This window comes from Olivibacter domesticus (assembly GCF_900109575.1).
GTDB lineage: Bacteria > Bacteroidota > Bacteroidia > Sphingobacteriales > Sphingobacteriaceae > Olivibacter > Olivibacter domesticus.
Map to the genome: position 1 here is coordinate 756000 of NZ_FOAF01000001.1, position 20875 is coordinate 776874.

General features: G+C 46.8%; 28 protein-coding genes. 23 read left to right on the forward strand and 5 right to left on the reverse strand.

Annotated features, from left to right (window positions below; genetic code table 11):
• The first annotated feature begins 24 nt into the window (after positions 1-24).
• A complete protein-coding gene (locus tag BMY50_RS03160; RefSeq protein ID WP_162276517.1) occupies positions 25-1242 on the forward strand; it encodes an alpha/beta hydrolase in 1218 nt (405 codons plus the stop codon).
• Between the two features lie 77 nt (positions 1243-1319).
• Here BMY50_RS03160 and BMY50_RS03165 read toward each other — a convergent pair whose 3' ends face one another.
• Positions 1320-1919 (reverse strand): RNA polymerase sigma factor, encoded by a 600-nt coding sequence (locus tag BMY50_RS03165; RefSeq protein ID WP_093318213.1) that lies wholly within the window; start codon positions 1917-1919, stop codon positions 1320-1322.
• 323 nt (positions 1920-2242) lie between these two features.
• Between BMY50_RS03165 and BMY50_RS03170 the strand changes: the two genes are divergently transcribed.
• Complete coding sequence (locus BMY50_RS03170) at positions 2243-3505, forward strand: hypothetical protein (RefSeq protein WP_093318222.1); 1263 nt, start codon at positions 2243-2245, stop codon at positions 3503-3505.
• A 577-nt stretch (positions 3506-4082) separates the two neighbouring features.
• Positions 4083-4646: a hypothetical protein gene (locus BMY50_RS03175; protein ID WP_139202184.1), complete on the forward strand. Its 564-nt coding sequence runs from the start codon at positions 4083-4085 to the stop codon at positions 4644-4646.
• A gap of 61 nt (positions 4647-4707) precedes the next feature.
• Here BMY50_RS03175 and BMY50_RS28405 read toward each other — a convergent pair whose 3' ends face one another.
• Positions 4708-4893: a hypothetical protein gene (locus BMY50_RS28405; RefSeq protein ID WP_238383728.1), complete on the reverse strand. Its 186-nt coding sequence runs from the start codon at positions 4891-4893 to the stop codon at positions 4708-4710.
• Here BMY50_RS28405 and BMY50_RS03180 point away from each other — a divergent pair.
• Positions 4884-5642 (forward strand): alpha/beta fold hydrolase, encoded by a 759-nt coding sequence (locus BMY50_RS03180; RefSeq protein ID WP_238383724.1) that lies wholly within the window; start codon positions 4884-4886, stop codon positions 5640-5642. The genes BMY50_RS28405 and BMY50_RS03180 overlap by 10 nt on opposite strands.
• A gap of 194 nt (positions 5643-5836) precedes the next feature.
• On the opposite strand, the gene BMY50_RS03185 is transcribed toward BMY50_RS03180, so the two are convergent.
• Together BMY50_RS03185 and BMY50_RS03190 are read right to left on the reverse strand one after the other, a co-directional pair.
• Positions 5837-6091, reverse strand: a complete 255-nt coding sequence (locus tag BMY50_RS03185) for a hypothetical protein (protein WP_093318238.1) — start codon at positions 6089-6091, stop codon at positions 5837-5839.
• A 232-nt stretch (positions 6092-6323) separates the two neighbouring features.
• Positions 6324-7877, reverse strand: a complete 1554-nt coding sequence (locus tag BMY50_RS03190) for a Fic family protein (protein ID WP_093318241.1) — start codon at positions 7875-7877, stop codon at positions 6324-6326.
• A gap of 956 nt (positions 7878-8833) precedes the next feature.
• Here BMY50_RS03190 and BMY50_RS03195 point away from each other — a divergent pair.
• Genes BMY50_RS03195 through BMY50_RS03260 form a run of 15 tightly spaced genes read left to right on the forward strand, consistent with a single transcriptional unit; the run spans position 8834 to position 16847 of the window.
• Entirely contained in the window at positions 8834-9268 is a 435-nt protein-coding gene (locus BMY50_RS03195) for a hypothetical protein (protein ID WP_139202185.1), read from the forward strand.
• A gap of 19 nt (positions 9269-9287) precedes the next feature.
• On the forward strand, positions 9288-9662 hold the full coding sequence (locus BMY50_RS03200) for a single-stranded DNA-binding protein (RefSeq protein WP_093318255.1): 375 nt from the start codon (positions 9288-9290) through the stop codon (positions 9660-9662).
• A 48-nt stretch (positions 9663-9710) separates the two neighbouring features.
• Entirely contained in the window at positions 9711-9977 is a 267-nt protein-coding gene (locus BMY50_RS03205; RefSeq protein WP_093318259.1) for a hypothetical protein, read from the forward strand.
• Between the two features lie 33 nt (positions 9978-10010).
• The gene (locus BMY50_RS03210) at positions 10011-10394 is read left to right on the forward strand and encodes a hypothetical protein (RefSeq protein ID WP_139202186.1); all 384 of its coding nucleotides are present in this window, start codon (positions 10011-10013) and stop codon (positions 10392-10394) included.
• A 17-nt stretch (positions 10395-10411) separates the two neighbouring features.
• A complete protein-coding gene (locus BMY50_RS03215; RefSeq protein ID WP_093318273.1) occupies positions 10412-10843 on the forward strand; it encodes a hypothetical protein in 432 nt (143 codons plus the stop codon).
• Between the two features lie 7 nt (positions 10844-10850).
• On the forward strand, positions 10851-11714 hold the full coding sequence (locus BMY50_RS03220) for a hypothetical protein (protein ID WP_093318275.1): 864 nt from the start codon (positions 10851-10853) through the stop codon (positions 11712-11714).
• A gap of 11 nt (positions 11715-11725) precedes the next feature.
• Entirely contained in the window at positions 11726-11974 is a 249-nt protein-coding gene (locus BMY50_RS27895; RefSeq protein ID WP_139202187.1) for a hypothetical protein, read from the forward strand.
• 11 nt (positions 11975-11985) lie between these two features.
• Positions 11986-12219 carry a hypothetical protein gene (locus BMY50_RS03225; RefSeq protein ID WP_093318276.1) on the forward strand — a complete coding sequence of 78 codons (234 nt, stop codon included), beginning with the start codon at positions 11986-11988 and terminating at the stop codon, positions 12217-12219.
• A gap of 42 nt (positions 12220-12261) precedes the next feature.
• Complete coding sequence (locus BMY50_RS03230) at positions 12262-12576, forward strand: hypothetical protein (protein ID WP_093318278.1); 315 nt, start codon at positions 12262-12264, stop codon at positions 12574-12576.
• Between the two features lie 50 nt (positions 12577-12626).
• Positions 12627-13373, forward strand: a complete 747-nt coding sequence (locus BMY50_RS03235) for a hypothetical protein (protein WP_093318280.1) — start codon at positions 12627-12629, stop codon at positions 13371-13373.
• A 16-nt stretch (positions 13374-13389) separates the two neighbouring features.
• On the forward strand, positions 13390-13890 hold the full coding sequence (locus BMY50_RS03240; protein WP_093318282.1) for a hypothetical protein: 501 nt from the start codon (positions 13390-13392) through the stop codon (positions 13888-13890).
• An 11-nt stretch (positions 13891-13901) separates the two neighbouring features.
• Positions 13902-14120, forward strand: coding sequence for a PRTRC system protein C (locus BMY50_RS03245; RefSeq protein WP_093318284.1), 219 nt, complete (start codon positions 13902-13904; stop codon positions 14118-14120).
• A gap of 56 nt (positions 14121-14176) precedes the next feature.
• Complete coding sequence (locus BMY50_RS03250) at positions 14177-15277, forward strand: hypothetical protein (protein WP_093318286.1); 1101 nt, start codon at positions 14177-14179, stop codon at positions 15275-15277.
• Positions 15274-15993 carry a hypothetical protein gene (locus BMY50_RS03255; protein WP_093318288.1) on the forward strand — a complete coding sequence of 240 codons (720 nt, stop codon included), beginning with the start codon at positions 15274-15276 and terminating at the stop codon, positions 15991-15993. Before BMY50_RS03250 ends, BMY50_RS03255 begins: the two co-directional genes overlap by 4 nt.
• A complete protein-coding gene (locus tag BMY50_RS03260; RefSeq protein WP_093318290.1) occupies positions 15990-16847 on the forward strand; it encodes a PRTRC system ThiF family protein in 858 nt (285 codons plus the stop codon). The genes BMY50_RS03255 and BMY50_RS03260 overlap by 4 nt, the downstream gene beginning before the upstream one ends.
• A 62-nt stretch (positions 16848-16909) precedes the next feature.
• Here the strand turns inward: BMY50_RS03260 and BMY50_RS03265 are convergent, their stop codons facing one another.
• Positions 16910-17191 (reverse strand): hypothetical protein, encoded by a 282-nt coding sequence (locus tag BMY50_RS03265; protein WP_093318292.1) that lies wholly within the window; start codon positions 17189-17191, stop codon positions 16910-16912.
• Between the two features lie 136 nt (positions 17192-17327).
• On the opposite strand from BMY50_RS03265, the gene BMY50_RS03270 reads away from it, so the two are divergent.
• The 4 genes from BMY50_RS03270 (at position 17328) to BMY50_RS03285 (ending at position 20672) form a co-directional block, all read left to right on the forward strand.
• On the forward strand, positions 17328-17948 hold the full coding sequence (locus tag BMY50_RS03270) for a hypothetical protein (protein ID WP_093318294.1): 621 nt from the start codon (positions 17328-17330) through the stop codon (positions 17946-17948).
• A 46-nt stretch (positions 17949-17994) separates the two neighbouring features.
• Positions 17995-18639: a hypothetical protein gene (locus BMY50_RS03275; protein ID WP_093318296.1), complete on the forward strand. Its 645-nt coding sequence runs from the start codon at positions 17995-17997 to the stop codon at positions 18637-18639.
• Between the two features lie 73 nt (positions 18640-18712).
• Entirely contained in the window at positions 18713-19996 is a 1284-nt protein-coding gene (locus tag BMY50_RS03280; protein ID WP_139202188.1) for a hypothetical protein, read from the forward strand.
• Between the two features lie 55 nt (positions 19997-20051).
• Entirely contained in the window at positions 20052-20672 is a 621-nt protein-coding gene (locus BMY50_RS03285; protein WP_139202189.1) for a hypothetical protein, read from the forward strand.
• Positions 20673-20875: the final 203 nt, after the last annotated feature.

A 20875-nucleotide genomic window follows, 5' to 3' on the forward strand; every position in this document is an offset into this window, starting at 1 on the left:
TCGTTTTATTTTATATGAATGGATATGAGAACAAAAATATTTTTTATCATCATGCTGGTGAGCACGGCCTTTCCCGGCATGGCACAGAACAAGAAGAATCAACGATTTAAAGCGTTTATTCAGGAGCTTGAGCGGTCATCGCTCGCAGACAGGTCCTCCTTGGTAGATCGATATCTATCCGGCATTAAATCTATGCCAATAATGGAGGGAGAGCATGATGTCCACTTTATCTGGTACGGAAAGGCAGAAACCTTGCAAATCGAAGGAGACCTGCAAAAGGCATGGGCAATTCCCGATACGTTAATAAGGATAAGATGCGGTCATCATGATTTCTTTTACATTTCCTATTCCATCCCTTCAGACGCCATAATTGAGTACCGATTTATCGCCGATGGCAAACGGGTGTTAGATTTATATAATTCCCGGGTGACACAAAGCTTTGATTACGGTGACCGTAATATTTTTTCCATGCCCTCTTTGGTGCGATCACCCTTTCTGGATATGCGACATGATATCGAAAAGGGGGTAACCAACACTGTGCTGTTTAAAACCAATGATTCCCTGTTTACCGACCGGTTGATCTGGGTATATACCCCCTACAATTATACCAAAGGGAAAACCTATCCTGTACTGTACGTGCATGATGGTATGTGGGCGCTATACTTAAGGCCCTTTGTCAATATATTGGATAATTTAATTTACCAGGGGAAGATTGAGCCCATCGTCGTGGTATTCATTTCCTTTGAGGACCGGTGGAATGAATATGTCACCAAAAGCCGGGAGTACGCGAAACTGGTCGTCGAAAAGTTGATCCCTTATGTGGAGGCGAATTTCCAGGTAAGCCGTTCGCCGGAAAAAAGAGGGATAGTGGGAGCTTCTGCCGGAGGGCATGCCGCGATGGTCGCTGCGCTGACCTATTCCGATTTTTTCGGTAATGTTGCCTCGCAGGGGGGTGGCGCGGGTGGATACCCCGGACTGAACAAATTAGTTAACGAAGCCTTGGATACCTATCTAACCAGGAAAGATCAATATCCCTTAAACAATATTTATTCCGAAGTCGGCAAATATGACCTGGAGTTTCCGGATCAGAAAACCGGCCTACTGCAAGGGGCCCGCCAGTTCCACAAGCGTTTGAATGAAAATAAGATTGATCATATTTATAGGGAAATTAACGGTGGTCATTGCGGAGAGAGCTGGGATCAGCAATTTGATGACATCCTGATCACTTTCTTTGACAAATGAATCTTTAACCCCTTAACCTAATGGCCTATATTCCATGATACATGCTATAAGCGGTATCGCTAAAAGTCTTTTGTCCGCTACAATACTCGGTTGATGAACAGCAATGCGTAAATAATAAGCAAGAAGAACAGGGAGCCCAGCTTTAACCGCAGTATCCGCAACGCATTATGTATCTGCTTGCGGACCGTACCCTCGGAAATCTGGATTTGATCGGCAATCTCCTGATAGCTCAAATGGGCATACCTGCTCAGTACAAATATTTCGCGCATCTTGGCAGGTAGCCGGTTTACTTCCTCCTCAATAGCCTGTCGTAACTGGCGCTCCCGGATTAACTCATCTGCCTCACATTTTTCTACATCAAAAGAAGCCATAGAAAAAGCGAGATACTTATGCTTCACCTTCTCCCGATCTATCAGGTCAAAAATCCGGTTGCGCACCGAAGCGTATAGAAAGGAAGAAAGCGAGTTGCTAATCTTAAGCATAGCCGCCTTATCCCATAAATTGGCAAAAATATCCTGGACCACATCGGCCGCCTGCTCATCATCCCGCAACATATGAAGGGCATGCCGGTAAAGAATACTCCAATAGCGGTCATAAATTTCTTTAAAGGCCCGATGGTCCTGAACAATCATTCGTTCTGTTAATGCTGCATCCGTTAATAGCCGATATCCTTTCATGGTGGTTCGTGGGGTTAAGGTTTATGCAATACGTTACCACTCATTGCACACTTTTTCTCACTGCATCCCCCGATAGACATGGTTTACATTGCCGCACCAAAATTAAGTACCACCTTTCAGAAAAGCAAGATTTTTGTTACATAAAATTTCTGACTATCAGCCACTTGTAATTTATATTTTTTTGACATACATTTGGTATAACCAATCGTATTAGATGACTACCTGGATCACGTTACCCCGGATCGGTGCCCTGTATTGTTCTGGCAGCTCATCTCTTTCACACAGTTATTTTTATTTCAATAGTATTATCCATACTGAAAATTATGAAAAATGAGCTGCTTCAACTGGAAAATTTTATCGTAAACGAATTGATGGTTTATATCATTGCGAATAGGGAAATTCCGCAAGCCTTCTATGAGGAAAAAACAACGTATTTAGACGACAACAACATCCTGTATAAAGAGCGGATTTTAGATTTGCTGTCAAGTAGTGAAGAAACGCATGTCATCGAGCGCCTCATTCAGACCATACATAATCGGATGGTACACCTCTCTGACCTCCTATATGGCCTTGATAAATCAAAGCGACAACTTTCCCGTGCAGAAAAGGAGCAACAGCTTTCTTCAAAAACACAGAGCCTGGTGCAGCACACCCAGCAATTCATCATTGAATTCCTTTCCTTTCTGGAAACAACCTTTCCGCAACAGATGTCGAAAGATGGGAAATTTCCGGATTTTCGCCTGCAATTACTGCTGGAAGAACTTACCCCTGCCTTTAGCAAGATTATTCGTCGCTTCCGTAAGGTTAAAACAGAACCGGTATTCATCGATAGCCTGCAGGATTTTTACCAGCACTTTTCTGAACAATCCGCCCGTACCTACCGGAGCGTCCTCTACTTACAGAAAATTGTACGCGGCTTGGAATCCTTGCAACATCGCTGGAAAGCCGATCAATGGGAGTCTCAACTATGGCAGTTGTTACTGTACTTAAACTTTAACAGGGAAGCGATCATGCGCCATGCTACCGAGCGCGTACGGATGATGAACAGCGAGGAAAATTCCCCACTGGAAAACAAGGAACGCCTTCTATTCTGGTTGAAGGAAACAAAACAGACCGAACAGAATCAGGAGTGGAGTTACGACGCCAGCCGCTCTGCCCTGAAAGACCACCTGATCCTCCAACTTGAAATGGAACTCAACTGGCTGCAGGAACAGGAAGATGAACGCGATAGAGTGTCTGTCAAAGACCATGCAAATTACTTCACCATTGACCTCACCGTCAAACAGATAAATTTGTGGGCAACGATCAATGTTGCCATCAAACGTATTCCCTATCATTCCCCCCTGCATGTCATAAAAGTCATTAATTCTTTTCTCCGTACCACACGGACCGGTCCGATCAGTTATGACAGCGCCCGCAAAAAGATAAGCGATTTTGATAGCACCACCGTTCAAGGGCTCTACCAATACTTCAAAGAACAGCTCCGGGAACTGGAAACAAGGTATGGACATCTGCTTTCACCCATCCTTATTACAGCGGCATTTCATAAAATTTCATCTTTCCCGGAGATATATCTTTTCCTTTAGCCTGCATACTGCTTATTTTTCTACCTTTTATTACGAAAGGATGTTTTTGGGTAGTAACAGCTTCCGATCCCCACCTTTAAATGCCTCATTTCACCTCCTTTGAAAAGAAATTGATATTTTTTTCACTCCTTGAAAATTTACTGTACAGCAATTCAACCACGATTAAAAGCTTACAAGCTAGCAGGGTGACCTGCAGGGGGACACCCTTGTCACTTGACACGCGCGGCCTTTGCAACGACCTTTGCTTCTCATCGATTAAGGAACCTGAGAAATTATGGACATCGATTCAACATTTGATTTACTATATCGGCTGCTCGCCAACGGGGGGCATCTAGGTTTGTCAGGATTCGTCACGCGCACGGTGGAGGATGTTCATTTGCATCCTTCACCACTAGCCAATTATCCAAAACAACGGTCCTAACACCCTGCAGGGCCAATGGGCCTGCAGGGTGTTATAAACAAATGTTTCTCTTGGACGGGTAGCCATTGGCTCGTCAGGTAAAGGTCTACCTGTCACCATGTTGGCTCCAAACAATATCTTTCGTAAATTTGTGGTGTAACCATTTTATAGACTGTGATGAGAAATTGCACATTTTTTCTCGTAGGGATTATGCTGCTGCTGGCATGTAATCATGATGATATCAGCGCCGATCAGGCCCTACAGATAATAAGTAAAGAACTGAAATACCCTGGACCTGTATTACATACGATCAACAAAGCAGATCCCAAGCAGGCCAAACAGGCACGTAATTCCTCCCTGATCGAGCAAAAGCTGCTTACTGTGGTGCCAGAGGGTGAGTACACCCCCAAAGGACAACATCCCATTGAGCCGGGACCCAATGCTGCCCCTTATTTGGTACCCGCACAGCAGCCGCAGGATGAACAGTTCGTAGATGTGCGCATAGCCGACCAGGCACTGAAAACACCGCACGACGTAAAAATTAGGACCGGTAAAAATGGCGATATTGCCTTGGTGACCTTTACAGTGGTCTATACCAATGTAACACCCTTTGCTGTTCTGGTAAAGCAACGTGAATTAAATAAGGAAGAGTCCAAGACGGTATTTTTTACCCGTAATGAAGCCGGAGAATGGCACATTATCGAGAAACCGGGCACCCTGTTCACTGAATTTGGCTATTAAAACTCCGCTATCGGAAATCCTGTATTATCGGCAGGTGTGCCCATGTCCCTGCCTATCCCCGTTAACCCTTATTCTTATCCCATGATTGATACCCTAAATTCCGCTGCAACACTTGCACAGCATCCTTCAACCACCCGATCAGTAATTTCGCATGGTGAACGTATTTATTTTCAGCTCGCCGGCACCGGTGAACCGCTATACTTCCTCGGTGGTGGTCCGGGCCTCTCCCCTGCTTATATGTTGCCACTGGTAGAGGCTTTATCCTCCCACCATACCTGTGTGCTCATCCACCAACGGGGCTCCGGCCTGTCCGAAATTCCCATCCGACCGGATACGGTACAACTCGATTACTTTATAGATGATATAAAGGCCGTTGCATTGGCGCTGGAGCATGAGCACCTTAGCCTTGCAGGCCACTCATGGGGCGGTATGCTTTCCATGATCTACGCCACCAGGCATCCCCATCAGGTAGAAAAATTGCTATTGATAGGCTCCGGTGGTACGGACATGGCCTACCTGAACTATTTTACCGATAACCTGTATAGTAACCTGTCTTTGGAAGATCAGCATTTTTTCCGGACCATCTACGCCGAAATAGCGCAGTTGGCACAGCATCCCGATTCAGCTATCGTTCCCGAAGAGCTGTTATCGCTGTCTTTGCAGTTAAGTAACCTACTCTTAAAAGGCTATTTCTATGATAAGCAGATGGCAGCCTCCATTGTACTGACGGAAACTGACCTGAACTTAATGGTGAAAGATTATGTGGAAACAGCATTGGTAGCGGCCAAATGGAATATCAACACCGCACTGGCAGGGCTGAACGTTCCCACACTGATTGTACAGGGCAGGCAAGATCCCATGGACCTGGAAACCGCCAGCAGGACACAGGCTGCCCTAAAAAATAGTACCCTTCACATCATCGAACGCTGTGGTCACTTTCCATGGATAGAACAACCGGAGGAATTTTATCGCGTCACCTCGGGCTTCCTTCCCTAGCTTTTTCAACTAATAGGATAGGTACGATTTGCAGGATCGTACCTGCTTGTACATCATCATTTTAACACAATATCCTATCTTTATTCCTCGGGGACGGCAACTAGTTGCCTTTACAGTACAAATTGACCCGATAGGTATAATATCGCTGTTTCCGATATCAGCCGGAACCACCCATATAGGAAGCTGAAAAAAAATTAAAAAGCTACCTCCGGTATAACCTTTATCCAGATAGAATTCCTGCTATCTGTACCTTCCGTCCCCAGTATTCCTCCCTCGACCTTTATCCGTACACGTTCCTCCCGAACCTCAAAATTAAATTCCTGACCGGCCTTATTGACCACCGTAATATAAGGGCCTAACTCACTCCACGTACAACTGAGCTTATACCCCCTATTTTGAAAACCCAACAACGTATCATCAATTACAGCTTCTTTGCTCGTTTTTCCCATTTCCTTTTTTTGCGCAAGATAATATCCGCCCTCAGATGGATGGTTAACTTCCGGTTAATGAAAATAAATTCATCGGCTATACCCGCGCTTCCTATACTTTTTTTAAAAACAGCCATAATGGGCCTATCCTTTTTTCTTTCATAAGCAGATCCTGGTTAATCTCTCCTGCACGTCTTTACCTATCGGGCCCAATTGGGATTTATGGGTATTTTCTTCCTGTGCGGGAGGCAGGTTATCTTGCCGGTTGGGCAACAGGCCGCCCCTGCATACCCTGTTGCACCAGGTTGCCGATAAAGGTTGCAAAAGGTCTTATATTACCCTCTACGCTGGCACTTTCCAGTGCAGACATATAGGCCGCGCGTTGCTCTACCGGTATAACGGTCCATGGATAGCCACCGGAGGCCAGCATTACATTCATCAGAAGCCTTGCCATCCTACCATTGCCATCCATATAAGGATGAATAAACCCAAATAAGAAATGACCGAGCACCGCCCGTACAGATGCTTCCGGTTCTTCGCCTAACAGCTCGAAAAACACGGGCATCACCTCGCGCAATGCCTCCACGTTTAATGGTACATGCATGGAACCGCCTATATATACCTGGTGGCTCCGATATCCGGCCAGATCCCCCGCCCGTAAAATTCCTGCTCCGACACTGGGCTCAAAAAGTTGCTGATACCAAACGCCATGATCCGTGTCCGCTACCTCTCCGGCATTTCGGCCATCCAGCACTTTCCGCACACTTTTTTCCACCTCCTGATAAGCGAGATAATAACCCCGTGCCGCCATCGCATTCCGCTCCCTACGGTCTTCCTCATTTCGTTGATGATCCCAGTTACCGCTCCTGACGCGCTCAATTAGCTCGGCGCTTACACGGTAACGTTCTATCGATAGGGAATGGTAGGCATCCGTTTCATAAAGCTGGTCCACCTGCTGCAGAAAACCTTCCCTGTCCTCCGGTAAACCTGGAGCAATAGGGAAATGAGCGATGACCGTTTCCCGCATAACACTCCATAGCAGTCGTATCCTATTGATATAAGGCGATCTTTCCCGATTGGACAGGACTATCCCCAGCGCTCCTGAAAATGGATCTACCTCCCGCACATCGTAACCGGCCCCTTTCATCCTGGCAATGATTTCATCAGCGATACGTTGCTGGCCTATGTTACGGAATGCCCCGGCCAGCCTCCCCGCAATGGTGCTGTGCCCTCCTTCCAGAAGCACCCGTAAAACCTCCGACGAATCCCGTATCATAGCCAATGCTGTCCGCATGGTAATGGCACTTTGGTTAAAGGTGTTGGCAGAGCAGTGTACAAGTGCCGCTGGCAGGGAATAAACCCGCATGCCATTAAAAACCTCCGTCATTTCCCGTGCTGGAAGGACCATCCGGGCGGTAAATAGGGACGTACCAAAAGGTAGCGGCAGTAAGTGATTTCCCCCTTCAGGCGCGCGCACTAATAACTGTCGGGGAACAGCTGTATTTCCCGCATGGAGTTCCAGTGATTGTTCCGGACAGATCGCCCATGCCTCCCCATATCGATCGGTGAGCAGCTCACTGCAGAACTCCCAGAAACTGCTATACCATGAATAGCTCTCTCCCTTGTTTTCTTCCGGGCGGCTTGCGATATACCATCCTTTTACGATTTCCTGTAGATAACCATTCTTCACCAAACGTTCACGGTTGGTCCTGCTTATCAGGCCGGACTTAATGGCAATCACCCCGCTGTCCTGTAGCTCCTTGAGCGCTTCTAATGACACTGCTAATTTTTCCCCTGGACTAGGCATATTTTATATCTTTTGTAATCTATTGCTCACTCGAATTTTCTATTGGGATGATAGCTGTTTATGTGTAAAAGCATCCCAATAATGTCGTGTTTTATTCACCGGTTGATGACGTGTTAAAATATCCGGTTGATGTTGTGTCAAATATACCGAATAATGTTTTATAAATGATAGAATCTGTTAATGTTTTTTTAATATGGTTGTAATCAATGATTTATGATGGTTAATTGGAGAAGGATAGAGGGATGAAATAAAACCTATTAGCCCCTCGACTATATCCGTAAACCTTCCCACCGAACCTTAAAATTAAATGCTGACCGGTTTTTATTGACCGCCATATATACGGCCTCGTTCACTCCACGTACAAAGAGCTTACACTCATTAATCTGAAAACCTAACGGTTCATTTATGAAAGCTTCTTTGCCCGTTCTCCCCTTTTATTTTTTTATGCATTTAATAGCGGCAGCCAGATGGATCGTTAACGTCCTGATGAATGAAAAAAATTCATCGACTACACCCGCGCTTCCTGTACGCTTTTAAAAACAACCGTCACAAGCCTATCCATTTTTCTTTTATAAGCAGATCCTGTTTATTCTTTTCTCTGTATTTCTTTTACCTATTGAGCCCAATAAAGGTGTATGGGTAGGTTATTTTCTTCCTGCCGTTTATCACTTCTTGGTGTATGTTTTTCTGTTATGTTTTAGGATGGATAAGGTTCTGTTTTTCTTTTATTGTTTTTTGGGCGTTGCCCGCTAAGGCGGGCCGGGCCGTTCCGCTATATCCCCTCCTTCGTCGGGGGATGCCGCTGCAACCCCTAACGCATAATACTTTCCCCTTTCCCCTCACCCCCTTCCGCTATTTCTCTTCACGGGCAATGAAAAGACCACGAACATAATGACCTCGCTGGAATTGTACAAGGCCTTTCGCGGATATCCTCCCTAGCAGTCCGGTATTCCACGGTGCCTTGTCCATATCCAGCTTTACCGGTCATTGAGATATGTTCGACTTTTCATTATAGCCCGCGAAGAAAAAAAATACTTAAGAGGCTGATGAAAAAAAGAAAAAGGAAAAACGGATTACGATTTAAAAAATGTGTTATGGAACAACAGATGATACCCAACAACCTTACACGGATCGCCGCCATTATCCGCAGGGAATGGAAGGACATACATTTTGGTGCAGCACCCCACCTGGAAGTGATGGGACACCTCACCTCCATCTTGGAAACTGACGGCCACACAAACGGCATAAACGTGGTTGCCTCCTTCCTTGCCAATGCTGCCTGCTGGCATGGCCCTACTGCCGACAGGGTGAAGGACAAACTGCGGGAATTGCTCGATGGTGCAATACACTACCATCACCCACATAACTACAACATTGAATCATCATTATAAACATTAAAAATTAAATATCATGAAACAGATTTTTGGAACCATTCAGGAAGATGCCGTAATCACCTCAGCAAAAGGAAAAGACTTTGTGAAATTCACCTTGAAAACCAACGCACCCTACTATGAAAATGGGGAACGCAAGCGCGGATACCATTATTACAACTGTGCTTTCTGGCGCTCTACCTCGGTAGCACAGTATCTCACAAAAGGCAAGGTATTCCAGGTTTTCGGTAATGAAACCATCAATGCTTACGTCAACAAGCAGCAAAACTTGGTAGCGGGCCTCAACTTCCACGTAGAAGAAATCGAATTTCCCCCAATGGTGGATCGTAAGAAACAGGATGTGCCCGAAAGGATTCAGGAGCCAGTGGAGATCATCGATGACCTGCCCTTTTAATTGTTCACCGGGAGCTGCCCTTAACAACAGCTCCCCAAAATCGAAACAATGACTATAGATCAGATCATAGAATTCTACAAAAAGCTACTGAAAGAAAATGCGATTAAACAGGAAATCGATGATCTTTTATTACTTGCCCTGCAATCCCCACTGGTAGCGTATTACAGGGAAACAGCCGCAAGTCACCGCCTGCCCTTAGCGATCCTGGGGGCCAGCCTTCAACATCTTGCCCGTAAATGGGCACCGGAAACCGATGCAAGCAAGGCACTGGTGGAACAACTGGTAGCTTATTTAAAAGAGAAAGATAATTACTAACCAAAAATTTTGCTCATGAAAGCACTCAGCAATATGACGATCACCGAAAAAGCAACACTTTATCACGGGCTATGTCGGCCTGACCAAATCCTTGCCTTCCTATATGCTATCCGGTCAGGATGCTATCAATGTTATAACAGCACCCTGAAAAGGAAAAGGCCGTGGGTAAGACTTCGCTTAAGCACCGAAGAATGGCTGGAGACGAACAGCCGCTTGCTCACCCTTATTGACCTGCATGAAAAGGATATGGTGAAAAGCCCACATTCCTTCGCTAATTACTTGTTTAGAGACCACTACCATCGGGTAGCTATCCTCCACGTATTGGATGATAAAAACAACGGTTGCCTGGATGCCGGCTTAAGGCTGATCGCAAAGGTCTTTTTTCAATCCGGAGATAAGCCATTACCTAAACATTAACCTAAAAAACGCAGATTATGAAAGCACTTAACAGGATGAGCATAAGCGAAAAGGCAGAGCTCTTACACCAATTCTTTCCCGAAGAAATGCACTATCTGTTAGCCCACATACAGGAAGCCTGCCGCGCTAGGGTAAACGCCCCACAGAGCAGACTTGATAACTGGGAACAGACGGGCCTTAAATTTGAACGCTGGATGTTTCTCAACCAGGAAATAGCCGAATCGATCACGGCCAATGTGAACCAGATTGCCAGCAATAAAAAGATGTTCTCCAAATACCTTTTCAGGGGCGACAAAGCACTGGTAACGCTCCTTTATATGCCCATCTTCATAAACTTTTGGTATCCTCCGGAAAGCCCTTTTTACTATGCATATCTTCTCTTTTTCGGTAACTCCCTCCGAAACAACAGGAAAGCAATGTCCGCTAATCCCCCTTCACCCATTAAATGATTTAGTTATGAAACCTTTAAAAAATATGACCCTGCCGGAAAAAGCAGCCTTTATCCACCCCCTGTTCCCCGATGAAATTCCTCCCTTACTCGAATACCTGCACGAAGTAGCGACCTCCGTAAAGGAAATGGCCGACATCATCCGGGCTACATGGAACCGCCATGACCTGACAGCAGACCAGTGGTTCAGCCTCTGTGAACACACCGCCGATACCATCGAGCACCGCAAAGCGGAACTGATCAGCGATGCCTCCGCTTTTGCCTTCACCCTCTTTCAGGGAGAAACGGCCAAGCTGAGCCTCTATGGAATCGGTCTGTACCTCGACACCCGCAGGCACCCCAACAGCCCTTTCAAGGTGATCCTACGCACCGTCCTCCATCGGGCATCACCAGACTTTCAGGCATCCCTCGATGATGGAACACAAAACTCCACCACCATAAAGCCACCGCTACTGATTACTGCACTTAAAAGAATGACCACACTGGAAAAGGCTGAATTATTTCATCACCTTTTCCCAACGGAGATGGAACCATTGGTAGCCTTTATACTGCGCACGGCAGAAAAACAGTACGAAAATGCCCAAAAAGGCACCATCCCCTATACGCGCCCGGATATTCCTTTTGATCAATGGCGCTGGCTGTTAGGGCGCGTAATACAAAACATTGAACAACACTACCACGAGATCACCCGTGACAGGGAAATATTTGCCTTCCGTCTCTTCAAAAATTTAATGGCAAACGTAGTGGTAGACATCCTCTTTCTCTACCTGGAAACCAGAAAGGAGGACACCAAATTACGCGCTGCACTCATCCTCTTCTTTGTAGACCTCAAAGATCATTCAGGGAAGCCAGAATCAAACAGTAACGTTTAAAACAAATTATCATGGATATTACTTCATTAACACACGTTCAGTACTACGGCATAGCCTTCTTCCTGCTGGGATGCCTGTTCATCCTATATGTGTATTACAAACGCTTTAACAGGCGCGGCGTAGCAGGACTGCAACACTTTCCGAACTTTTTCCTATCACTGATCATCCGCTTCTTTGAAGGGCTGATTCTGCTGGTCGGCATACTCGCCACCCTTACAGGCGCATTTTTCCTCCTGCTGGAATGGTATAACAAAAGCTAAAAATTTAATTTATGAACAACCTCATCCAAGTACTATATGACGCTGATAAAACAGCACTGTTTGTCCTGATGGGCCTCACCATCCACCTGCTGGTAGACATCAACCGCTTCCAACGCTGGTGGCGCTGCTACCGCCATTTTGAGGAGGATGACCTGCTGGCGATCCGTATGTTGGAATTTTTTGGTAAAACAGCAGGCGATATCTGCATCGCCCTGGTCATTGCAAACCTCTGGCTGAGCCAGTAGCCCCTTACGCCAAACCTATCTCCTAAAGAAAAAATAAGATCGATGAAAAAGAGACTATATAAAAATGATGAAGCATCCTTCGAGCGCTTCTCCAACTCAAAAAGGAAAGTTTCCTTCCGTCAGTTTGCCGATGAAATCTATAATGCAGTAGATATAGCAGCATGGGACGGTCTGGTGGAATGCGTTCTGGTATATGAAAATGAATCGTTCATCTATGTGATGGCCGAAGGTAAATTCCCCTACTCCTATTATGTGGACAACCATTCGGTATGCCAGAGCAATAAGCTGGAAGTGGTGGAACGTACACTCTTCAGTTGGATCATCGAAGAGTATGACCTTCCCTCCAGCCTAGATTGAACTTTAACAGCGCCTGCCAACCGCTATTTCTTAACACAAAAGCACAGAAAATGAAAACGAATACAACAGTACTCAAATACAATATAGCCCTATGGGAAAAAGATATCGTCAACAGCATAGCCTACCAACTGAAACGCATCGGGCACCCGCTAAAAATCAGCCACCTGCAGGGTATTCCATATGTCATGCGGGAGCTATCCGCTGACCTTATCCAGCTCGATCACCAAGCAATACCCATCTTAATCATGGACAAACCCGAAAGGCCGCAGGTATCCTTATCCAGCTTCCTCGAAAAACGCCAGATAAAACACTGGTTCATGGTTTCCCTGCTGGAACGTTTAGAGGAAGTCGGTGCCGATGGTATGCAGGATGAAATCAATTTTTGCTATGCCGAAATAGACATGCCACGGGAATTAGCATCCTATGAAACACTCAAAAGTGACCTCATCCGTTGGGAAAATGATGCCGTAGCGCTGATCAGCCAGCAGCTTGAAGGCATCGGACGGAAGGTGGACATGAAAGAATTGGAACAGCCCCCCTTCCCAATAGGTCGCACGGTCTCGTTAATATCGGTAGCGAAATCATTTAAGGCGAGTTTTGGGATCACGATGAAAGCCATCTACAATGATCGCAATAATGATCCGATCCTGGAAGGTTCATTCTACGGTACCGATAGCAGGTTTTTACATGAGCTGGTAACGGAATGCGAAGTGAACCTGTGGGAACTGACCGCCCTGCTCGACCAACTGGAAAAGGTATCCTGCAACAAAGCCACTACAGCAACATCGAATGACTAACACGAAAATCAATACCATGAACAGCACATTTTTTCAACAGATAAACAGCCTCCAAAAGGGAACATACCTGATCACCATCGACAACACAGCGGACATGATGGTGGTAGCCACCCTCTTCCGGCCCGCTAAATGTGGCGATAAAGCGATCAAAGCAGTGCCTTCTTTTAACTTCAAGGCCAGCCCACAGGAAATAGACGAGGGTTACTTCGATAAAATAACGGCACCGGTAGAAGCGACACAGACGATGGCAACAAATGCTGATCATTATCTGCACCAACTGGAAGAAGCCCGCCAGCAGACAGCAATGGCCAGGGCGGCAGAAAATGTCAAGAACGACAAACAACGGAAATTTGAGGCCGCCATGCAGAAAGTGGACAAACTGGTAGAAGAAGGTAAGTTCCGCGAGGCATGGAAAAAATGCCCCGACATAAAGGAGTTCCCGGAAAAAGCCACCATCATCACCGAACGCAAACAGGGACTGGCACTCCAATTTGAACGCGATCTTTTTAACACTTAAATCTTAGAACCATGTTACAGACAACCCTCATGCCCCGCGTATTTAAACATACCGTAGATGGCGTAGAAACCCTGCTCTCCGATCCCAACCCTGAATTTAGTATCGAGCAGGTGCAGGACTTCTACTCGCTGATGTATCCGGCACTCCTGTCATCCACCGTGCAGGGGCCCTACATCAGCGACGATCAGATTCAATACGCCTTTTCATCCGTCATCGGCGTGAAAGGCTGACCATAAATAAATACGCTTATGAAATATTATCGTAAAGCCAGGGTAATGCCCGCAAAATGGAAAGAATTATGCAAAGTCACTTATCAGCTCGCAGCAATAGCAGAACAGTCAAAAAGAGTACCTACGGCAGACGAGGTAAAAAAAGAGACACTCCTAAGCGTACCCTTAGTGAGCCTGCCAATGCTTTTTTAAACCACCAATTCCTGCCACTGGTGCCTGAGCAACAGGCGCTGACGAATTGGACACACAGGGAGAAAACTTTTTTTGAAAGCCTCCGCTATTTCGCCGGCCACTATCATTTCATTCCGCCCAAACCACGCCAGCAGGTATTTCCGCTCAATGTGGCACTGGCCTTTGAGCAGGCACAGGCTGCATTGAAAAAGGCAAATCCCTGGATGTCACTCTTCATTGCCGAAATGGATGACGGTAGCTGCCGCCTGATCACCACCGACAACCTGGTCATCTCTTCCGAGGTGTTTTACATTCCACTAAGGCCGCTGTATCTGCTGCATAAAAAGAATGCTGAACAGCCCCTTGCAAATCTCCTCCTTTCCATGATGGCCTACTTCAAGGATATCCTATGTATCCCGGATTTTGAGAGTGACTACATGCTCGGCACCTTTGAGAACTTACCGGAATGGGGGGACTACGATCCTGCCAGCGGACAGGGAACTGTAGAAGAGCTGGAAGAAGAAATCCGTGAGACAAAGGACATTGGCGGCACTTTCCTACGGGAAATATCCGGCGGTGGACACCTGAAAAAATGGGAAGAGCGGCTTACAGCCTTCCGTCCGAAAACAGCCCGTGACCGTACGATCCTCCAAACCGTGCAAAGTGCCTATCAACTGTACAGGGAGTATCCCCAACGTAAATGGTACCAAAATTTCTACCCTGAATTCTCCTTTAACGAGATAGAGGATACCCCCATTTACCCCGAGGAATATATTTCCTTCACATGGCAGGAGTCGGGATGGCTGGCCAGCGCACTGGAACGGTATTACTTTTCCACCCAGCAGGAGACCCTCAATATTGCCGAACCGTTATACCTAACCGTCTGGGATCGTCCCGAAGCGCTGCCCATTGATAACCTTGATTTTGATACCCGCCTGTTTGCACTGCTCGAGAACGTTATAACCATCTTAACTAACGAACTATGAAAAATATCACCCGAATGATGCAGGATGTTTCCACGCCCGTAAAAGCATGGGTGCTCTTTCAGTCCCGTCTGGATGAACACCGGCGTTATGTAGAAAGCTACTCCTTTGATAGCAAGGATCGCCCGATAAGTGCCCATCCACTCACAAAAAAGGAAAGCGTCACGCTGGCAAATGCAATGGCATCCGCCCAAGAAATAAATAGCCGCTTTCTGCATTACCCCGGACTGCTGCCGCCGCATGTGCTGCGCATCGAGCCAATGGGAACCAGCTATGCACTGTGGTACACCCCCCCACAGCAGGTTGACCTACACTTTGTATCCGACCTGGGCATCCCCAATGGACGTGCCAGCATTCCCGCCCTGCTATGGAAGGCTGAAAAAAAGAAGCTCACCCTCCATGCCCTGGCAGAAACAACCGAGCGCCCTACACTGGAAAGTTCCCTTTACTATGCCCCTTTCTTCAATGTCAAGAGCAGCGGTGCTGTGTGTATGGGAACAGTAAACATAAACATTCGTGACACCTGCAAGCTGGAAGAATTTATGCAGCTATGGGAGCGTTATTTCTTCGCCTCTTCCTTCAGTCACCTGATGGGCGGCCACCACCCCACAAAAGGCAACACCGTTAACCTGTGGAAAAGCCTTGTAAACACCGACAAGCCTTTCCCGCAGCAGCAGCTCATCAAATTACCCACAAAAATTAAAGACCTCATCGTATGAAAAAGAAAGAACTCGTACATTATGCCGCACCTTACCTGCTCAACCCCACCAACGCCATAATCGTGAATCTTATCGGAGCAGGCGGCACAGGCAGCAACATGATCTCCGCATTGGCGCGCCTCAATTATACCTTGGTCGCTTTAGATCATCCCGGCCTCCACCTGCGGCTGTGGGACGATGACGTAGTAACACCAGCCAACATCGGCAGGCAGCTATTTGCTCCCTGTGAGGTGGGTCTACAGAAGTCCGTTGCCCTCATAAACCGTGTGAACCGTTTTTTTGGGACGGACTGGAGCGCCATACCGGAGCGCTACACCCACGGCCTGCGTGGTGAGGCAAAAAAGGCCGCAACGGCAAACATCACCATCTCCTGCGTAGACACCCCGCAGGCGCGCTTTGAGATTGCCGACATCCTGAAGGAGCAGGCAGGGCACAACCCATATAGCGCTGATAAACCTTACTACTGGATGGATTGCGGGAACGCCCGCTATACCGGTCAGGTGCTCCTTTCAACCCTTGATCCCATCCCACAACCCAGCTCCCGTAAATATGATCCCGTGGATACCCTGCCACGCATTACCGATGAATATAAAGCACAACTGCTGGCACAGAAAAATAACCATCAGCCCAGTTGCTCAATGGCAGAAGCCTTGCGCAAGCAATCGCTCTATGTAAACAGCACCCTCACACAGCTGGCAGGCTCCCTGCTGGAACAGCTCTTTACCCAGGGATACACCCCTTATCGGGGATTCTTTTTCAACCTGAAAACCTTCCGCGTCCAGCCCATCCCCCTGTGTAAAACCTTCGTATCACAGGGAACCAAAGGTATCACAGCAACGGCCCAGGCAGCGTGATGGTATCGTAAAAAAAAACGCGCCTACAGGCGCGTTTACGGAAATGCATCATAACCTTACCCTCATTTGCCCAGGGCGCGCAGCTTTTCATACAACTCGGTCAGCCCTGCCTTTTGCAGGCACTCTGCACTCAGCAGCTCCAGTTCCCCCTTTGATTCCGAAGATAGGCTCTCCAACAGCCCATCAGCCTGTTCGTCCTTCCCATTCAATCCCCGAGCGATCACGTTACTTAGCAATAACACCTGCTTCCTGCTCATCTTTAAATCGATTTTTACCGGATCATTCATGCCCGGAATACTGAGGATCGTATCAATAATCCTTCCTACCTCTCCTGCTTTCATCATACTCACATTTTCTACATCACCCTGCAAAAATAAATAGTATCACGCGAACCGGCCCACGTAAAATATGCGGAGGATAGGTAAGTACCTGATAAACACCCTAATTTTGAGTGATTGATAGTGTGTAAACGATGATGTGATGAAAATTGAAGTAAAAAATATCCTATTCCCAGCGCCCAAGAAAGGAGGCTCCTCCTTATCCTTCCGGGCAAAGTTGTATATAAACGATGTCCATGTGGCAGCCTGTATCAATTATGGACGCGGAGAACCAACGATCCTATTAAAAAAAGGTACACCCTGCCTCCCGCTGATCCTACAGGCTCAGTTGCATTGCGCACACATCCAGCCCAGTAGGACAAACCAAAATATGGCCTATACAGGCGAGCTACCTCACCTGCGGGCCTTCATCGATGAGCGGGTACATAACTTTTACCAACACCTGCAAAAATTCCAGCAGGCGGTAACGGCCCTACAGAAAGAGAGCATCGTCATCGGTATCCCCGGTAAAAACCTTACCACTGTCCTCTTTCCCAGTCCCATCCAGCGCATGTGCAACAACTTTTTAGAATGGCAACAGCTGACCGTCCTGTTACTGACCCAGGTGTTACCCAAAATGAAAGAAGGGGAACTGATCCTTAACACCAACATCCCAAAAGTGGTGCTGGTCCAGGCAGGTCTTAAGCCCTACCGCACTGTTGTCCCGCTCACCGAACGGAACAGTTCAGGACGAAAGGAACGCCGCGCGCGGCGTGGTCTGTAACACCTCCTTAGTGCCTGTTTTACTATTCACAAAAATTTAAAGAAACATGAAAATTGACGTTAAAAACATCGAGCTGGATGAAGAATCCAGTAAAGCAGAAAACCAGATTTACCTGGGGGACCTCCATATAAATGAGGCCTACGTGGGGGCCTGCCTGATTGAAGTCGGCATAACCACCCTCTACCATGCAAGAGATGAACCGGCTGCCGCGCTCATTACACAGGCGGAGGAATACTTTCGGCAACAGCCCCTAACGTTTTACCCCTATGAAAATAGTGGAAAAGATGGTGAGCTTCTTCAGCCTTCACTTAGGCTGGAAATAGCCTTAAAGGTACATGAACATTTTCTGAAAGAAGCGGCAGAGCAGCGCCGCGTCTTTGATGAATTTATTGATAAAAACCAGAAGCAGGCCATCATCATTGGATCACCGGGAAAAAAAGGGACATTGATCACCCTGACTCACCCTATAGCTGACATCCTTAACTTTCCTGTGCTGCGCAAAGATTTGGCTGAACTGATACGCCATTCCATCCTTCCCAAGATGGAGGAAGGACAGCAGGTATTAAACACCAATATTCCCGTTTCCATCCTGCAGCAGGCGGGCCTGAAGGAATCCCAGTACTTCTTTAAAGGAGAAGAACAGCAACCACCTAATAAAAAAAATAACGGCATCAATGGGCCCAGCGGTTGACCGGCGCTGGCTACGCTCCTGAGCTTGCCCCTCATCATGACCGCAGATCTATTTTTTAAAGATGCATAACACCATGAAAATTGAAATCAGAAATATTGTCAAAAGGCAAGAGCCATTCCCAGATATTAAGATAGCTCCACGGAAAGGCGAGCTTTATATAAATAATATCCATGTGGGAGGAATTATATTCGGTAAAGGCTTCACGACTTGCCTGGAAGTCAAAGATACGCAGGGAGTACACTTGATCAAACAAGCCGGAGATTACCTCAGACAGCTCCCCGCTGTGCTTGTTCATCCGGAAGCTGAGAATACCAGCAGTAAATATTTTTATCCATCCCTTGAAAATGAAATTGACAGGCAGCTATCGGAGTACCGTGAAAAGGAAGCAGCACAACAGGAACTGACGGAAATGGTCGCCAGCAAACAGGATCGGGCAATCCTAACAGGAGCACCGGAAAAGGCATGTAAAATGGTCGTACTCACCACACCCATCGCCCTGATGTTGACGTTCCCAACGCTGCGCCATCAGTTGATAGCGCTGATCCAGCAAAAGGTGCTCCGCCAGATGCAGGAAGGTGATCGCTTGCTGAACACCAACATCCCCCTTTCCGTATTGAAAGCGGCGGGACTAAAACCTTCCCAATACCCTGGTTTATCTCAGGAAAGTGAACAAACAACATCCGTAGATAAATCACTACGACCGAAACGATATTTACGAACACTAAAGCCAACCACAATGAAAATTGAAGTAAAAGATATCTGCTACCAGCAGCCTCACCCAAAAGCGCGCCTTTCTTTTTTAGGCCAGCTCTATATCAATGACACGCACGTGGGCGCATGTATGAACTCCGGGCTGAATTTTCCTACACGCTATACACCGAAAGATGAAAACGCTGCCACCCTGATCGGCCAGGCGGAAGCATATTGTAAACGCGGCCCCTTTCGATGGATAAACGGCGGCAAGCACGGCACGTCCACGATTTTGCCGAACGATTTGCACTTCACCATAGACGATGAAGTATATCGTTTTGTTAGGGAAAATGAGCGGGCTAAACTGATCAAGATAGAACAGATAGATGCTATCGTGGTAGGAACATCCCGTGACCTGCGGCTGGTGTATGTATTCCCAGAACGTATCGATGAAATCCTTTCCAAAAAGTCACAATGGGATGATTTTGCGGAAACCTTGCGGGAAAAAGTATTGCCAAGAATGGAGGAAAGGGAAAAATTATTGAACAACAACATCCCGGAGATTATCCTGCAAAAAGCAGGACTGCAGCAATCCCAATATACCCAGCCCACAGTTCAGCAGGCCTACGAAGAAAAGTCAAGGCGCAGAGGTCACAAACCTGGCTAAAGCACGTCCTTGTTTGGATAATACATTTAAGATGAACCATTCAAAAACTGAAAACATGAAAATTGAAGTAAAAGATGTCTGCTACCAACAGCCTCACCCCAAAGCCCTTCTTTCTTTTTTGGGCCAACTCTATATCGATGGTTCCCACGTGGGAGAATTTATGAACTCAGGGTTGGGTTTTCCCACACACTTCGCACCAAAGGATGAAAATGGCGCTATCCTGATCAAACAAGCAGAAGCATATTGCAAACGTGGCCCCATTCGAGCGACACAGATCGGAAAGGAGGGCACGACCGAGGTTGCGCAGGATTCCCTGCAACATACCGTAGATGATGAGGTCAATCGTTTCGTGAAAGAAAATGAGCTGGTTAGAATGATTAAAATAGAACAGATAGATGCCATTGTGGTAGGTACCCAGGATGATGTACGGCTGGTTTATGTGTTCCCAAAACGGATCGATGAATTGCTATCCCGCAAGGCTCAATGGGGTGATTTTGCCGAAACCTTGCGCGAAAAAGCCTTACCGAGAATGGAAAAGGGAGAAATAATATTGAACACCAACATCCCGGAGCCGGTGCTGCAAAAAGCAGGACTGCAGCAGTCACAATATACCCAACCCAGGGTTCAGCAGGCGTACAAAGAAAAGTCAAGGCGTAAAGGTTATAAACCAGGCTGAAGCATGTCCTTGTTTAGATAATAAATTTAAGATGAACCCTTTAGAAAAAAAGCATGAATATTGAAGTAAAAGATATCCGTTATCAGGCACCGCACCCTAAAGCGCCTGTTTCCTTTATAGCTCAGCTATACATAGATGGTACGCACGTAGGTCAGTGCATGGACGCCGGTCAGGGTCCACCTATCAATTACGCACCCAAAGAT

Bases quoted from the DNA above. Each gene is read 5' to 3' on its own strand.
- BMY50_RS03160 (WP_162276517.1), top strand. From the start codon at position 25: ATGAGAACAAAAATATTTTTTATCATCATGCTGGTGAGCACGGCCTTT.
- BMY50_RS03165 (WP_093318213.1), bottom strand. From the start codon at position 1,919: ATGAAAGGATATCGGCTATTAACGGATGCAGCATTAACAGAACGAATG.
- BMY50_RS03170 (WP_093318222.1), top strand. From the start codon at position 2,243: ATGAAAAATGAGCTGCTTCAACTGGAAAATTTTATCGTAAACGAATTG.
- BMY50_RS03175 (WP_139202184.1), top strand. From the start codon at position 4,083: ATGAGAAATTGCACATTTTTTCTCGTAGGGATTATGCTGCTGCTGGCA.
- BMY50_RS03180 (WP_238383724.1), top strand. From the start codon at position 4,884: ATGTTGCCACTGGTAGAGGCTTTATCCTCCCACCATACCTGTGTGCTC.
- BMY50_RS03185 (WP_093318238.1), bottom strand. From the start codon at position 6,091: ATGGGAAAAACGAGCAAAGAAGCTGTAATTGATGATACGTTGTTGGGT.
- BMY50_RS03190 (WP_093318241.1), bottom strand. From the start codon at position 7,877: ATGCCTAGTCCAGGGGAAAAATTAGCAGTGTCATTAGAAGCGCTCAAG.
- BMY50_RS03200 (WP_093318255.1), top strand. From the start codon at position 9,288: ATGAAACAGATTTTTGGAACCATTCAGGAAGATGCCGTAATCACCTCA.
- BMY50_RS03205 (WP_093318259.1), top strand. From the start codon at position 9,711: ATGACTATAGATCAGATCATAGAATTCTACAAAAAGCTACTGAAAGAA.
- BMY50_RS03210 (WP_139202186.1), top strand. From the start codon at position 10,011: ATGACGATCACCGAAAAAGCAACACTTTATCACGGGCTATGTCGGCCT.
- BMY50_RS03215 (WP_093318273.1), top strand. From the start codon at position 10,412: ATGAAAGCACTTAACAGGATGAGCATAAGCGAAAAGGCAGAGCTCTTA.
- BMY50_RS03220 (WP_093318275.1), top strand. From the start codon at position 10,851: ATGAAACCTTTAAAAAATATGACCCTGCCGGAAAAAGCAGCCTTTATC.
- BMY50_RS27895 (WP_139202187.1), top strand. From the start codon at position 11,726: ATGGATATTACTTCATTAACACACGTTCAGTACTACGGCATAGCCTTC.
- BMY50_RS03225 (WP_093318276.1), top strand. From the start codon at position 11,986: ATGAACAACCTCATCCAAGTACTATATGACGCTGATAAAACAGCACTG.
- BMY50_RS03230 (WP_093318278.1), top strand. From the start codon at position 12,262: ATGAAAAAGAGACTATATAAAAATGATGAAGCATCCTTCGAGCGCTTC.
- BMY50_RS03235 (WP_093318280.1), top strand. From the start codon at position 12,627: ATGAAAACGAATACAACAGTACTCAAATACAATATAGCCCTATGGGAA.
- BMY50_RS03240 (WP_093318282.1), top strand. From the start codon at position 13,390: ATGAACAGCACATTTTTTCAACAGATAAACAGCCTCCAAAAGGGAACA.
- BMY50_RS03245 (WP_093318284.1), top strand. From the start codon at position 13,902: ATGTTACAGACAACCCTCATGCCCCGCGTATTTAAACATACCGTAGAT.
- BMY50_RS03250 (WP_093318286.1), top strand. From the start codon at position 14,177: ATGGAAAGAATTATGCAAAGTCACTTATCAGCTCGCAGCAATAGCAGA.
- BMY50_RS03255 (WP_093318288.1), top strand. From the start codon at position 15,274: ATGAAAAATATCACCCGAATGATGCAGGATGTTTCCACGCCCGTAAAA.
- BMY50_RS03260 (WP_093318290.1), top strand. From the start codon at position 15,990: ATGAAAAAGAAAGAACTCGTACATTATGCCGCACCTTACCTGCTCAAC.
- BMY50_RS03265 (WP_093318292.1), bottom strand. From the start codon at position 17,191: ATGATGAAAGCAGGAGAGGTAGGAAGGATTATTGATACGATCCTCAGT.
- BMY50_RS03270 (WP_093318294.1), top strand. From the start codon at position 17,328: ATGAAAATTGAAGTAAAAAATATCCTATTCCCAGCGCCCAAGAAAGGA.
- BMY50_RS03275 (WP_093318296.1), top strand. From the start codon at position 17,995: ATGAAAATTGACGTTAAAAACATCGAGCTGGATGAAGAATCCAGTAAA.
- BMY50_RS03280 (WP_139202188.1), top strand. From the start codon at position 18,713: ATGAAAATTGAAATCAGAAATATTGTCAAAAGGCAAGAGCCATTCCCA.
- BMY50_RS03285 (WP_139202189.1), top strand. From the start codon at position 20,052: ATGAAAATTGAAGTAAAAGATGTCTGCTACCAACAGCCTCACCCCAAA.